General features: G+C 69.1%; 12 protein-coding genes. All 12 read left to right on the forward strand.

Features of this window, described 5'->3' with window-relative positions:
• The first annotated feature begins 109 nt into the window (after positions 1–109).
• The 12 genes from C0481_RS19235 to C0481_RS19290 all read left to right on the forward strand — a co-directional run bounded on the left by C0481_RS19235 (position 110) and on the right by C0481_RS19290 (position 12,948).
• Complete coding sequence (locus C0481_RS19235; protein ID WP_293406843.1) at positions 110–1,021, forward strand: J domain-containing protein; 912 nt, start codon at positions 110–112, stop codon at positions 1,019–1,021.
• A gap of 92 nt (positions 1,022–1,113) precedes the next feature.
• Positions 1,114–1,443, forward strand: a complete 330-nt coding sequence (locus C0481_RS19240) for a PepSY domain-containing protein (RefSeq protein ID WP_293406844.1) — start codon at positions 1,114–1,116, stop codon at positions 1,441–1,443.
• Between the two features lie 8 nt (positions 1,444–1,451).
• Positions 1,452–2,144, forward strand: a complete 693-nt coding sequence (locus tag C0481_RS19245) for a response regulator transcription factor (RefSeq protein WP_056015905.1) — start codon at positions 1,452–1,454, stop codon at positions 2,142–2,144.
• A gap of 2 nt (positions 2,145–2,146) precedes the next feature.
• Entirely contained in the window at positions 2,147–3,529 is a 1,383-nt protein-coding gene (locus tag C0481_RS19250) for a sensor histidine kinase (RefSeq protein WP_293406916.1), read from the forward strand.
• A 91-nt stretch (positions 3,530–3,620) separates the two neighbouring features.
• Entirely contained in the window at positions 3,621–5,015 is a 1,395-nt protein-coding gene (locus C0481_RS19255; protein WP_293406847.1) for a hypothetical protein, read from the forward strand.
• A gap of 60 nt (positions 5,016–5,075) precedes the next feature.
• On the forward strand, positions 5,076–6,152 hold the full coding sequence (gene ccmI, locus C0481_RS19260; protein WP_293406849.1) for a c-type cytochrome biogenesis protein CcmI: 1,077 nt from the start codon (positions 5,076–5,078) through the stop codon (positions 6,150–6,152).
• Positions 6,149–6,646 carry a cytochrome c maturation protein CcmE gene (gene ccmE, locus C0481_RS19265; RefSeq protein ID WP_293406851.1) on the forward strand — a complete coding sequence of 166 codons (498 nt, stop codon included), beginning with the start codon at positions 6,149–6,151 and terminating at the stop codon, positions 6,644–6,646. Before ccmI ends, ccmE begins: the two co-directional genes overlap by 4 nt.
• Positions 6,643–8,619 (forward strand): heme lyase CcmF/NrfE family subunit, encoded by a 1,977-nt coding sequence (locus C0481_RS19270; RefSeq protein ID WP_293406918.1) that lies wholly within the window; start codon positions 6,643–6,645, stop codon positions 8,617–8,619. Before ccmE ends, C0481_RS19270 begins: the two co-directional genes overlap by 4 nt.
• The gene (locus tag C0481_RS19275) at positions 8,616–9,053 is read left to right on the forward strand and encodes a cytochrome c-type biogenesis protein (protein ID WP_293406853.1); all 438 of its coding nucleotides are present in this window, start codon (positions 8,616–8,618) and stop codon (positions 9,051–9,053) included. The genes C0481_RS19270 and C0481_RS19275 overlap by 4 nt, the downstream gene beginning before the upstream one ends.
• Positions 9,054–9,213: 160 nt before the next feature.
• Positions 9,214–10,821 carry a Do family serine endopeptidase gene (locus C0481_RS19280; RefSeq protein WP_293406854.1) on the forward strand — a complete coding sequence of 536 codons (1,608 nt, stop codon included), beginning with the start codon at positions 9,214–9,216 and terminating at the stop codon, positions 10,819–10,821.
• 27 nt (positions 10,822–10,848) lie between these two features.
• Positions 10,849–11,520: a response regulator transcription factor gene (locus C0481_RS19285; protein ID WP_293406856.1), complete on the forward strand. Its 672-nt coding sequence runs from the start codon at positions 10,849–10,851 to the stop codon at positions 11,518–11,520.
• 15 nt (positions 11,521–11,535) lie between these two features.
• Complete coding sequence (locus C0481_RS19290) at positions 11,536–12,948, forward strand: HAMP domain-containing sensor histidine kinase (protein ID WP_293406858.1); 1,413 nt, start codon at positions 11,536–11,538, stop codon at positions 12,946–12,948.
• Positions 12,949–12,950: the final 2 nt, after the last annotated feature.

A 12,950-nucleotide genomic window follows, 5' to 3' on the forward strand; every position in this document is an offset into this window, starting at 1 on the left:
TGCGGTTGTGGTTGTGGCAAATTTGTCACAATGAGGCTTGCGCCGTCCGCCAAACGGCCTAATTGAGTGACCCGTAGTTTCTCCCCGAAGGTTTTGAGAGGTCCTTTCTTTGGCGCGCGACCCCTATCAGGAGCTGGGCGTCTCACGCAGCGCGAGCGCTGACGAGATCCGCAAGGCGTTCCGCAAGCTCGCCAAGCAGCACCACCCTGACACCAATCCGGGCGACAAGGCCGCCGAGGAGCGCTTCAAGCAGGTGAGCGCCGCCTTCGACATCCTGGGCGACGCCGAAAAACGCAAGAAGTTCGACGCCGGCGAGATCGACGCCGATGGCCGTGAGACCATGCGCGGCTTCGGCGGCGGCGGGCCGTTCGGCCAGCAGGGTGGTCCGTGGGGCGGGCAGGGCCGGTACTCCGAGACAATGGAGGGCGGCGACCTAGGCGACCTGTTCAGCGAAATCCTCGGACGCCGCGGCGGCGGCGGCGGGTTCGGCGGCTTTTCGCAGCGCGGCTCAGACGTGCGCGCCAAGCTCGAAATCGATCTTGAGGAGGCGATCCACGGCGCCAAGAAGCGCATCGCGTTCTCGGACGGCCGCACGATCGACGTCACCATTCCCAAGGGCGCGGAAGAGGGCCAGACTCTGCGCCTGAAGGGCCAGGGCTCGCCTGGACGCGGCGGCCCGGGCGACGCCTTCATCGAGCTGGTCATGCGGCCGCATCCGATCTTTCGCCGTGAGGGCGAGGCGCTGGTGATGGACCTCCCGGTCTCGATTCCTGACGCGGTGCTGGGCGGCAAGGTCGAGGCGCGCACGCCCGACGGCGCTGTCACCCTCACCATTCCGAAGGGCGCCAACAGCGGCCAGTCGTTGCGACTGAAGGGCAAGGGGCTGTCGGACGGCCGCGGCAAGCGCGGCGACCTGCTGGCGCGGATCGTGCTGATGTTGCCCGACAAGCCTGATCAGGATCTGGAAAGCTTCGCCGAACGCTGGCGAAAAGAGCGGCCGTACACGCCCAGGAAGAAGTAGTTTTCGCCGCCGCCAGTGACAGCGTCTGCGCGGGCCTTCATAAACCCCGTATTCAGGCTCGGTTCAGCGATCTGGATCTAATGCTGCGGTTCATGAAACGCCTCCTTGTCATCGCCGCGTTGCTGGCGGCCGCTCCTGCAGCGGTCGCCCAGCCGTACCCTGACTATGGCCGACCGTCCTATGGCGGCAGGCATGACCAGGATGCGGCGCGCGACGCCGTCCGCGGCGGCCGCCAGGTGCCGCTGTCGCAGGTGATCGCCAACATCGCAGCGCGGACGCCTGGGCGTCAGCTCAACACGACGCAGGGCGAGGCCGGCGGGCGTCCAGCCTACTTCGTGCAGTGGCAGACCAACGATGGCCGCGTGATCATCTTTGTGGTCGACGCGCAGAGCGGCCAGATCATCTCGCGCCAGGGCGGCTAAGGAGTTCCATGCGTATTCTACTGGTCGAGGACGATCCGGACCTGTCGCGCCAACTGAAGGCGGCGCTCGGCGACGCCGGCTATGCGGTGGATCACGCCGCCGACGGCGAAGAGGCCCAGTTCCTGGGCGAGACCGAACCCTATGACGCGGTGATCCTGGACCTGGGCTTGCCCAAGGTCGACGGCGTGTCGGTGCTGGAGCGCTGGCGGCGCGAAAGCATGGCTGTTCCGGTGCTGATCCTGACCGCCCGCGGCGCCTGGAGCGAGAAGGTCGCCGGCTTCGACGCCGGCGCCGACGACTACCTGACCAAGCCGTTCCACACCGAGGAATTGCTGGCGCGACTGCGGGCGCTGCTGCGCCGCTCGGCCGGCCATGCGGCGCCGAGCCTGTCGCTGGGCGGCCTGCGCCTCGATCCGCGCGCCGCGCGCGCCAGCGTCAACGGCGAGCCGCTGCGGCTGACCTCGCTGGAGTACCGCCTGCTGCACTATCTGATGATGCACCAGGGCCGGGTCATCAGCCGGACCGAGCTGGTCGAGCATCTCTACGACCAAGACTTCGACCGCGACTCCAACACCATCGAGGTGTTCATCGGCCGGCTGCGCAAGAAGATCGGGGCCGACCGTATCGAGACCGTCCGCGGCCTTGGCTACCGGCTGACCGCTCCGGCCGAGGAACTGGGGGGCGGGGCGGCCGGCTCGTGAGCATGCCGACCCTCGGCCAGCCCTCGCTTGTCCGGCGGCTGGTGATCCTGGCGGCGGGCTGGAGCCTGGCTGTCCTAGTGGTCTGCGCGCTGGTCCTGGCGCTGCTTTTCCAGCAGGCGGCGCTGCGCCGGTTCGACCAGGGCCTGTCCGAACTGATCGACAACCTGACCGCCGGCACCACCATCGCCGAGAAGGGCCAGGTCGTCGCGCCAGCCCTGACCGACCTGCGGGCGCTGCGGGCGTTCTCCGGCAAGTACTGGCAGATCGCCGAGCCAGGCGAGGGCGGCAAGCTGCGCGTTCTGGTGCGTTCGCGCTCGCTCTGGGACAGCGAATTGAAGTCGCCGCCGGACATCGTCGGCCGCCTCGACGCCAAGCCCGGCCAGCCGGTTTCGTACGATACGTTCGGCCCGCTCAACGAACCGCTGCGCGCGATGGCGACCCAGGCCAAGCTGCCGGGCCGGGCTGCGCCGGTGGTGTTTATGGCCGCCGAGGACCGCAGCCCCGTCGACCGCGACGTGAGGGGTTTCGTCACCGCCACGGCCATCGCCTTCGCGCTGCTCGCAGTCGGTATGATTGCGGCGGTCGTCATTCAGGTCCGGGTCGGTCTCAACCCGCTGTTCGCCCTGCGCCGCGAGGTCGCCTCGGTGCGTCGCGGCAAGGCCGAACGGGTGCAGCGCGCCTATCCCAGCGAGCTGTCGCCGCTGGCCGACGAGTTGAACGCGCTGATGGCTCACAACCAAGAGGTCGTCGAGCGCCAGCGCACCCATGTCGGCAATCTCGCCCACGCGTTGAAGACGCCGCTGTCGGTGATGTTGACCGAAGCGCGCCAAACCGGAGGGCCGCTGGCCAGCGTCGTCGAGAGTCAGGCCGAGGCGATGCGCATGCAGGTCGACCACCACCTGCGCCGCGCTCGCGCTGCGGCGCGCACCCAGGGCCCGGGCGAGCGCACCTCGGTGGCCGATGTGCTCGATGAACTGTCGCGCACGCTGGAGCGCATCTTCCTCGACAAGGGCGTCGAGATCGACTGGGACGCGGATGAGGACCTGTTCTTCCTCGGCGAGCGTCAGGACCTGTTGGAGCTGGCCGGCAATGCGATGGAGAACGCAGGCAAGTGGTGCAAAGGCCGCGTCCGGGTCCGCGCCGTCGCCGCGTCCGGCGAACGCCTGCACCTGACTATCGAGGACGACGGCGAGGGGCTGACGCCTCAGGAGCGTGAGACTGTCGTGCGCCGCGGCGCACGACTGGACGAAAGCGCGCCGGGCTCGGGTTTGGGGCTGTCGATCGTCGACGAGCTGGCGCGGGCCTATGGCGGTTCGCTGAAGCTGGGCGAGGCGCGGCTCGGCGGGCTTCTGGTTGAACTCGACTTGCCCCGGGCTGAAGCCTGATTTTGCAGGACTTTTCGTAAAGCCTTAACTCGCCGGCGCGATGCTTGGACCGTGCGGGAGGAGTACGTCCCGCAGTGGAGCGTCTACCCGTATGGCCGGCTTGCCCGACGCCAAGATTGACATCGTCCGCACCCTGGTGGCCAGCGCGCCCGACAAGGTGGTGAGCGGCCTGCGCAATGCGCTGGCGGCGGCCGATGGCGACACGGCTTTGGCTGGAGTGCGCCGGGTCGTGGAAGCCGAGGTGGCCGAGCGGAAGCTGCGCAACAAGGCGCTGCAACCCATAGCGCCGCTGTTCGTCGACCGAGGCGGTGATCCGGGGCGCCTGGCGTTCCCGCCGCGTGCGCTGCCGATGCTCTGGCGTGGCCTGCGCGAGGTCGCGGCTGAAGACGTCGCGACCGCGGCCCTGGTGATGGCCGACTTCGAACAGGGCGTGACCTCGACCGAGGCCTTCGACCGGCTGACGGAGCGGTTGGTCGAGGAGGTCGAGGCGCGAACTCAGCGCGACATCGTCGGGGCCCTGGACTTCATTGAGGCTGATCGGCAGGGCGGCGAGGCGGTGCTGCGAACTTGCCTGGCCATCTCGCCGGTTGTTCGCCGGGCGACTGAAAAGCTGCCGGAATGGATCGGCCGCACCACCCAGGAGCGGGCCGCCGCGGCGCGGCTCGCCTATCGTGACGCCTGCCGGGTGGGCGATGACGCCGGTCCGCGGTTCTTCGAAATGTTGGGTGCACAGCTCGCCGAACCCTGGACCATCCTCCGAATTGTCTCTGCGGTGATGGACCACCCGACCGAGAGCTATCTCTCGGGATCGGAGCTCTCGCCGTTCGCCACTCGGCTGATGGACGGCGTCGACGCCAACCTCAAGATCGTGGCCGGCTTCGACCTGAACGGCGGCGCGCCAGCCGGCGAGGCCGCCGCCGCCGCGGTCGAGGTGCTGACCTTGCAGATCACGGAGCTGGAGGACGCCATCGACCTGGCGCGCGAAGGCGGCTGGGGCGGGCGGATCCAGAAGCAGAAGCAGGCCCTGGCTTCGGTCGTGGAGAAGCGCCTGCGTGAGCTGCCGCGGCTGCAGGCGACCGCGCTGCCCACCCAGAAGGTGCGAATCGCGCGCGCCCTGGTCACCGAGCCAAGCCTGTCGCTACCGCCCGACCAGGGTCACGTTACGCGCTGCCGAAGCTTGCTCACCTTCGCCGAGGGCATCCGCGCCAGCGCCAACTACGGGGGGTTCGCCTCCACCCGCACCAAGGTGATGGAGGCGGCTGGCGAAGCGCTCGATCAGTATGTCGAGGACGTACTGGCGCGCGTCCGCGAAGGCGAGGCGCCCGACCGCGAGATCGCCGCCCTCATGCTGCAGGTCGCGGCCGAGTTCGCCGGCCTGATCCACGAACCGCGCGCCTGCGAGATCGTCCGACGCCGCGCAGCCAGCGCGTTCGGGGCAGTGACCGCCCCACGGCCCGCCTGGGAAGACCCGGCCCGACAGCTCTAATCTCGGCCTGCGCCGATCGGACCGGTGGAACTGGCGCAGCGTTTCGGCTAAAGCCGCGCCATGATCGCGTTCTGGGTGGTTGCGGGCGTGCTTTCTGCGCTCTGCGCTGGTCTCGTCCTCTGGAAATCGGCCCGCGCGGCGGCGCTCGCCGGCGCTGATGATCCGACCGCGGCGGTCTACCGCCGCCAGCTTCGCGAAATCGACGACTTGGCGGAGCGCGGGCTCATTCCGCCCTCCGAACGCAGCATCGCCCATGCCGAGGCCGCGCGCCGGTTGCTTGGAGCGTCCGACGCCAAGGACGCGCCCTGGACGATCGATCTTTCGCAGCGCAAGCCGGTCTTGGTCTTCGCGGCCCTGACGCCGCTGCTGGCGCTGGGCATTTACTTCGCCGTCGGCTCGCCCGGCATGGGCGACCAGCCGTTCAAGGCGCGTGTCGCCGCCTGGCGTGGCGCCGACCCCTCGGCCCTGACCCCGCCGGAAATGGCGGTGGTGCTGAAGTCGCTGATCGCCGAGCGGGGCGGGGACCCGGAGGCCTACGGCTTCCTAGCCCAGGCGGAGATGGCGTCGGACAATCCCGACGCGGCGGCGCGCGCACTGCGCCGGGCGATCGAGCTGGCGCCGAACCGCCCCGATCTCTGGGAAGGGCTGGGCGAGGTGCTGGTCGTCCAGGCCCAGGGCGAGGTGACGCCGCAGGCGCAGCGCGCGTTCCAGGAGGCGCTGAAGCGCGATCCGAAGTCGGTCAGCGCGCGCTTCCATCTGGCTCGTGGCCAAGTCGCTGGCGGCCAGCGCGCCGAGGGCTTGGCGGCATGGCGGGCCCTGGCCGCTGACCTGCCCGCCGACGATCCGCGCCGCGCCTCGGTGCTGCAGGTCATCGCCGAGGCCGAAGGCGCCCCGGCGCCGAAGTTCGACAACACCCAGATGGCCGCCGTGGAAGGCATGGTCGCTGGCCTCGCCGCTCGGTTGGAGGCTGAACCTAACGATCCCGAGGGCTGGGTGCGGTTGGTTCGTTCCTATGCGGTGTTGGGCGATGCGGCCAAACGCGACGCGACTTTGACGGAAGCCAAGGCGCGTTACGCCCATCAGGCCGATGTTCTCAAGGCGCTGGACTTGGCGGCGAAGACGGAACCGATGCGATGAGCGGCTGGCTGCCCAAATCCCCGAAGGCGCGCCGGCGTCTCTATCTGGTCGCGGCCATCGCGCCCGTCCTGGCGCTCGCCGTCGGCCTGACCCTGTGGGGTCTCTCGGACTCGATCTCGTTCTTCTACACCCCGGCTCAGGCCGCCGAGGCCAAGCCGCCGGTCGGCCGCTCAATCCAACTCGGCGGGCTCGTGCAGCCGGGCAGCGTGGTCAAGCACCCGGACGGTCGCGTCGAGTTCGTGGTCTCCGATCAGTTGGCCTCGACCAAGGTCAACTATTCCGGCGATCTGCCGGACCTGTTCCGCGAAGGACAGGGGATCGTCGCCACCGGCGCGTTCCAGGCCGACGGTGATTTCAAGGCCAAGCAGGTGCTGGCCAAGCACGACGAGAAGTACATGCCGCGCGAGGTCGCCAAGGCCATCAAAGAGCAGGGCGAGTGGCGCGGCGAAGGCGCGCCGACGCCGAGCTATTCGGCGGAACCGACCGCGCGATGATCGTCGAAATCGGGGCGTTCTCCCTGGCGCTGGCCCTGGCGCTGTCCGTCGCTCAAGCGCTTGTCGGCGGCCTGGCGCGTTGGCGTCGTTCGCCTGTGATGGCGGGCGCCGGTGCGGGCGCGGCGATCGGCGCCTTCGTCGCGTTGCTCGTCGCCTTTGCGGCGCTGATGTACGCGTTCGTGACGTCGGATTTCTCCGTCGCTAACGTCGCGGCCAACTCGCATACGGCCAAGCCGTTGCTCTACCGCGTGGCCGGGACCTGGGGCAGCCACGAGGGCTCGATGCTGCTGTGGTGCCTGGCGCTGACCGGCTGCGGCGCGGCGGTGGCGCTGTACGGCCGCGACCTGCCGGCCGGGCTCAAGACCCTGACCATAGCCGTGCAGGGGCTGCTGGGCGTGGTGTTCCTGGCCTACACGGTCTTCGCCTCCAATCCCTTCAACCGGGTGCTCAATGCGCCGGTCGAGGGCCGCTCACTCAATCCGCTGCTGCAGGACCCGGCGTTGGCCTTCCACCCGCCGGCGCTCTACGTCGGCTATGTCGGCATGTCGGTGGTGTTCTCGTTCGCGGTCGCCGCCCTGATCGAGGGCCGCGTCGACGCGGCCTGGGCCCGCTGGGTGCGTCCCTGGACCCTGGCCGCCTGGAGCGCCCTGACCGTCGGCATCACGCTCGGTTCGTTCTGGGCCTACTACGAACTCGGCTGGGGCGGCTGGTGGTTCTGGGACCCGGTCGAAAACGCCAGCTTCATGCCCTGGCTGATCGCCGCGGCGTTGCTTCACTCGGCCGTCGTCACCGAAAAGCGCGGCGCGCTGGCTGGCTGGACCGTGTTCCTGGCGCTGGCGGCCTTCACCTTCTCGATGCTGGGCGCCTTCCTGGTGCGCTCGGGCGTGCTGACCTCGGTGCACGCGTTTGCGGTCGACCCCACGCGCGGCGTGCTGCTGCTGACCATTCTCGGGGTCACGGCCGGCGCCGGTTTTGCGCTGTTCGCCTGGCGCGCTCCGCTGTTCGCGCGCGGCGGCGTCTTCGCGCCGGTCAGTCGCGAGAGCGCGCTGGTGCTCAACAACATCCTGCTGGCGGCGGCCACCGCCACGGTCCTGCTCGGCACGCTCTATCCGCTGATGCGCGAGGCGGCGACGGGCGAGGCCATCTCCGTCGGCCCGCCGTTCTTCAACCTGACCTTCACGCCCCTGATGGCCGCGCTGGCCATCCTGCTCCCGGCCGGCCCGCTGCTGGCCTGGAAGCGCGGCGACCTGAACGGCGTCATCCAGCGCCTGTGGCTGGCGGCGCTGATCGCGCTTGCCTGCGGCCTGGCCGCCTATGCCCTGATCAGTCCGCGCAAGGCGTTCTCGGCCGCCGGGGTGGCGATGGGCGCCTGGCTGGTGATCGGGGCGCTGGTCGAACTGGTTGAGCGCACCCGGATGTTCCGCGTCTCAGCGGCCGAGACATGGCGGCGCCTGGCAGGCTTGCCGCGCGGCGCCTGGGGCATGACCCTGGCGCACCTGGGCCTGGGTGTGTTCGTGCTCGGCGCCTGCTTTGAGACCGGCTGGAAGCTCGAGGCGGCCGAAACCCTGCCGGTCGGCGGGCGACTGAACCTTGGCGAGTACAGCCTGGTGCTCGACGACATCCGCGCCGTCGAGGGGCCGAACTACGAGGCCGAACGCGGCCTGCTGCGGGCGTTCAAGGGCGATACTCAGGTTTGCGCGCCCAAGCCGGAGCGCCGCTTCTACCCGGCCGGCGGCCAAACCACGACCGAGGTGTTCATCTGCACGCGCGGCCTCGACCATCTCTATGTCGTGCTCGGCGAGCGCCGGGGCTCGGCAGGCGCGCCGGTGTGGCTGGTGCGGGCCTACTGGAACCCCTGGGCGCTGCTGATCTTCATCGGCCCGGCGATCATGGCGCTGGGCGGCGTGGTCTCGCTGTCGGATCGCCGGCTGCGCCTGGCGGCCGGCCGCAAGCTGCAGGCGGCGGAAGCATGAAGCGTCTGGCGGCGATTCTCGGAGCGGTGCTCTGCATCGCCGCGGCCTCCGATCCGGCCGAGCGGCTGCCTGACCCAGCCCAGGAGGCGCGTGCCCGCGAACTCTTCCGCGAAGTCCGCTGCCTGGTCTGCCAGAACGAGTCGATCGACGACTCCAATGCCGAACTGGCCGCGGACCTGCGTCGTCTGGTCCGCGACGAGGTCAAGGCCGGCAAGACCGACGCCGAAGTCCGCAAGCATCTGACCGACCGCTATGGCGAGTTCGTGCTGCTCAAGCCGGCCTTCTCGCTGGGCAACGCCGCGCTCTGGGGCGCGCCGGTGATCGTCGTGCTGTTGGGGCTGTGGCTGCTGCTTCGATCCCTGAGGAACCGCCCGGTCGACGAGGCGCTATCGCCCGAGGAAGCCGCGCGCCTGGACGACCTGTCGCGCGATTGAGCGGCGTGACAAGATTGCGCCAAACATTGAACGCTATGAAGAGCCGAGCGTGACCTAAACGTAACTTGAGAGACATTGCGCTCTTTGGCATCGAACATAGGTTGTCGGGGACGTGCTCGTGTTATCTGGCACTGGGCGCCCACAGGGAAATTGAAGGCTTATGACCTCGAAGAAGACCGGTTATCTCCTCGGCGCCCTGGCGGGTGTCGGCGTCGCGACTGCGGCCCTCGCCGGCGCTAACCTCGCGGACCAGCCGCGAGCGGAGTCCAGCGTTGATCGCGGCCTGCTGATGCGGACCTCGACCGCGCCGATCTTCGCGCCGCCGCCGGGTGCGCCGCTCTCCTTCGCCGACATCTTCGAGAAGGTTTCGCCGGCCGTCGTGTCGATCAACGTCACCTCCGACGTCGATCCGTCGGCCCTGCGCCGGGTGCCGGGCTTCGAGAACTTCCCGTTCGACATCGTTCCGCGCCAACCGCCGGGCGGCGGTGATGACGAGGAGGGTCAGCAAGGCGGCCAGCAGGGCCAGCAGGGCCAGCAAGGCCAGGGTCGCGGCCAGCCGCGCCTGCCCAGCCAGCAGTCCTCGGGCTCAGGCTTCTTCATCTCGGGCGACGGCTACATCGTCACCAACAATCACGTCGTCGAGAACGCCAAGGAAATCAAAGTCGTGCTCAAAGACGAGCGCGAGTTGGATGCGGTGGTCGTCGGGCGCGACGAGGGCACTGACCTGGCCGTGCTCAAGGTCAAGGGCAGCGGCTTCCCATATGTGAACTTCGAAAACGCCGGCAAGCCGCGCGTCGGCGATTGGGTCATCACGGTCGGCAACCCGTTCGGCCTGGGCGGCACCGCGACCGCCGGCATCATCTCGGCCTATGGCCGTGACATCGGCGAGACCTTTGTCGACTACATCCAGATCGACGCGCCGATCAATCGGGGCAACTCCGGCGGTCCGACCTTCGACGTCTATGGCCGCGTGATCGGCGTGAACACGGCGATCTTCTCACCGTCGGGCGGTTCGGTCGGCATTGGCTTCGCGATCCCGGCGGATGTCGCCGACTCGATCACCAAGCAACTGATCGCCGGCGGCAAGATCACCCGCGGCTACATCGGCGCCTCGATTCAGAACTTCACCGCCGAGATGGCAGAGGCCCAGGGCATGGGCGCCCAGCGCGGCGCCATTGTCGCCAACGTCACCCCCGGCGGTCCGTCCGAGCGCGGCGGCCTGCAGTCGGGCGACATCGTCACCTCGGTGAACGGCGTCAACGTCAAGACTTCGTCCGAACTGACCCGCGAGGTGGCCAAGGCCAAGCCGGGCGACGTGCTGCGTCTGGACGTGCTGCGGGCCGGCAAGCGCAAGAACGTTGAGATCCGCTCGGGCGTGCGCCCGACGGAGCGCGAGCTTGCGGCCAATGACAATCAGCAGGGCGGTCAGAGCCGCGGCGGCGGCGACAAGCCCGAAGCCCAGGCGCAGCGTCCGGTCGTGCTCGGCCTGGCCCTGGCTCCGATCGACGAGGCCTCGCGTCGCCGCCTGAACCTGGACCCCGGCTTCAAGGGCGTGCTGATCGCCAGCATCGACCAGTCGTCGGATGCGGCCCTGCGCGGTCTGCGCAAGGACGACATCATCGTCCAGGCCAACGGCGAGGCGGTGACGACGGCGGCGGAATTCTCGGCGGCGGTGACGGCGGCCAAGAAGGCCGGTCGCCAGAGCATTCTCGTCGGGGTGCATCGCGGCGGTCGCACGTCCTTCCTGCCGCTGAAGATTTCCGGCTAGGTTGAAGCAAGCCTGGGGGGACGAGCGATGCGGATTCTGATTGTCGAAGACGACCTCGAAGCAGCCGAGGTCATGGACCGCGGCCTTACCGAGGCCGGCCACCAGTGCGTTCGGGCCAGCGACGGGGAGGCGGGCCTCTCCGCCGCCCAGGCCGGCGAGTTCGATGTGATGATCGTCGACCGCATGATGCCGCGCATGGACGGGGTTTCGATGGTCCAGGCGCTGCGGCGCGAGGGCGATCAGACCCCGGTGCTGTTCCTGTCCGCGCTCGGTGAGATCAACGACCGCGTCGAAGGCCTCAAGGCCGGCGGCGACGATTATCTGGTCAAGCCCTACGCCTTCGTCGAGTTGATCGCCCGGGTCGAGGCGCTGTCGCGGCGTCGGGAGACCGGCTCGGTTCAGACCTTGCTGCGGGTCGGTGAACTGGAGATGGATCTCATCGCCCGGACGGTGCACCGCCAGGGCAAGGAGATCGACCTGCAACCGCGTGAGTTCCAGCTGCTGGAGTTCATGATGCGCCACGCCGGCCAGTCGGTGACGCGCACCATGCTGCTCGAGAAGGTCTGGGAGTACCACTTCGATCCCCAGACCAACGTCATCGACGTGCATGTCTCGCGGCTGCGTTCGAAAATCGACAAGGGTTTCGACCGGGCGATGCTGCAGACTGTCCGCGGGGCGGGCTACCGCCTCGACCCGTAAGGCCGGGCGCGCGCCATGCGCCTGCCGAGGCTCTTTCGCACCACGCCGTTCCGGCTGACGCTGCTGTTCCTGGCGCTGTTCGCTGCGGCCGCCAGCGCCTTCCTGGCCTACATCTATCTGGCGACCGCAGGCGAGGCGACGCGGCGCACCGACCAGAACATCACGCGGGAAATGCGCTCGCTGGTGGCGGCCTACGACCGCGCCGGCGTCGACGCGGTGAACCAGTCGCTGATCGAGAGGGCCGCGAGCGAGCGGCCCTTCCTCTATCTGCTGATGAAGCCGGACGGCTCGCGGATTTCCGGCTCGATCGCCGAGACGCCGATCGAGGACGCCGGCGCGGCGGTCGGTGTATCGACCCGCGCCAGCTTCTCGGTCACCGACGACGACGGCCAGGGGCGGCTGGTGAAGCATCCGGCCCGCGGCATTCAGGAGCGGCTGAGCGGCGGCGAGATCCTGTTTGTCGGCGCTGACATCAGCGAGGACCAGGCCTATGTGGTCAAGATCACCCGCGCGCTCTGGGGGGCCGGGGCGCTGGTCGTCGTGCTCGGCCTGGCCGGCGGCCTGCTGGTCAGCCGCAATGTCTCGCGCAGCATGGGCGCGCTGAACGACGTAGTGGCAGCGGTCCGCAATGGCGATTTCGACGCCCGCGCCGCCGTGCGCGGCGCCCGCGATGAGTTCGATGAGCTGTCCGAGGGCATCAACGAGATGCTCGACCGGTTGCAGCGCTCGATGGCGGGACACCGCCACGCCGGCGACGCGATCGCCCATGACCTGCGCTCGCCGCTCACCCGTCTGCGTGCGCGGCTGGAAACCGCCTATCTCGACGTCGAGGCTGGCAAAGGTGACGCCGAGGAAGCCTTGGCCCAGGCGCTCGACGACACCGACGGCGTCCTCAAGACCTTCAGCGCGGTGCTGGCCATCGCCCGGCTGCAGGCCGCCGGCCAGGCGCCTGACCAGGCCCTGTTCGATCCGGCCGAGCTGGCGGCCGACCTTGCCGAGCTCTATGAGCCGACGTGCGAGGACAAGGGCCTGGAGTTCGGAGCCGAGTTCGCCAAGAACCTGCAGGTCCGCGGCAATCGCGAGTTCTTGGCGCAGGCGCTGGCCAACCTTTTGGACAACGCCGTGAAGTACACGCCTTCGGGCGGGGCGATCATGCTGCGCGTGCGTCGGCGTTCGTCGGGCGAGATCGAGTTTTCCGTCACCGACACTGGACCAGGGGTACCCGACGAAGATCGCGCCCGGGTAGTCGAACGCTTCGTGCGCCTGGAGAACAGCCGCAGCGAGCCGGGCTCGGGCCTAGGGCTCTCGCTGGTCGCCGCTGTCGCCGAGGCGCACGGCGGGCGGCTCGAGCTTTCGGAAGGCCCCGGCAAGGTCGGTGAGATGGGCCCTGGATTGCGGGTGGCGCTGATCCTGCCGCGCGCGGCCTGATC

The organism is Phenylobacterium sp. (assembly GCF_013822795.1).
In the GTDB taxonomy this organism is placed as follows: domain Bacteria; phylum Pseudomonadota; class Alphaproteobacteria; order Caulobacterales; family Caulobacteraceae; genus Phenylobacterium.

Bases quoted from the DNA above. Each gene is read 5' to 3' on its own strand.
- ccmI (WP_293406849.1), top strand. From the start codon at position 5,076: ATGATCGCGTTCTGGGTGGTTGCGGGCGTGCTTTCTGCGCTCTGCGCT.
- C0481_RS19245 (WP_056015905.1), top strand. From the start codon at position 1,452: ATGCGTATTCTACTGGTCGAGGACGATCCGGACCTGTCGCGCCAACTG.
- C0481_RS19255 (WP_293406847.1), top strand. From the start codon at position 3,621: ATGGCCGGCTTGCCCGACGCCAAGATTGACATCGTCCGCACCCTGGTG.
- ccmE (WP_293406851.1), top strand. From the start codon at position 6,149: ATGAGCGGCTGGCTGCCCAAATCCCCGAAGGCGCGCCGGCGTCTCTAT.
- C0481_RS19250 (WP_293406916.1), top strand. From the start codon at position 2,147: ATGCCGACCCTCGGCCAGCCCTCGCTTGTCCGGCGGCTGGTGATCCTG.
- C0481_RS19275 (WP_293406853.1), top strand. From the start codon at position 8,616: ATGAAGCGTCTGGCGGCGATTCTCGGAGCGGTGCTCTGCATCGCCGCG.
- C0481_RS19285 (WP_293406856.1), top strand. From the start codon at position 10,849: ATGCGGATTCTGATTGTCGAAGACGACCTCGAAGCAGCCGAGGTCATG.
- C0481_RS19270 (WP_293406918.1), top strand. From the start codon at position 6,643: ATGATCGTCGAAATCGGGGCGTTCTCCCTGGCGCTGGCCCTGGCGCTG.
- C0481_RS19240 (WP_293406844.1), top strand. From the start codon at position 1,114: ATGAAACGCCTCCTTGTCATCGCCGCGTTGCTGGCGGCCGCTCCTGCA.
- C0481_RS19280 (WP_293406854.1), top strand. From the start codon at position 9,214: ATGACCTCGAAGAAGACCGGTTATCTCCTCGGCGCCCTGGCGGGTGTC.
- C0481_RS19290 (WP_293406858.1), top strand. From the start codon at position 11,536: ATGCGCCTGCCGAGGCTCTTTCGCACCACGCCGTTCCGGCTGACGCTG.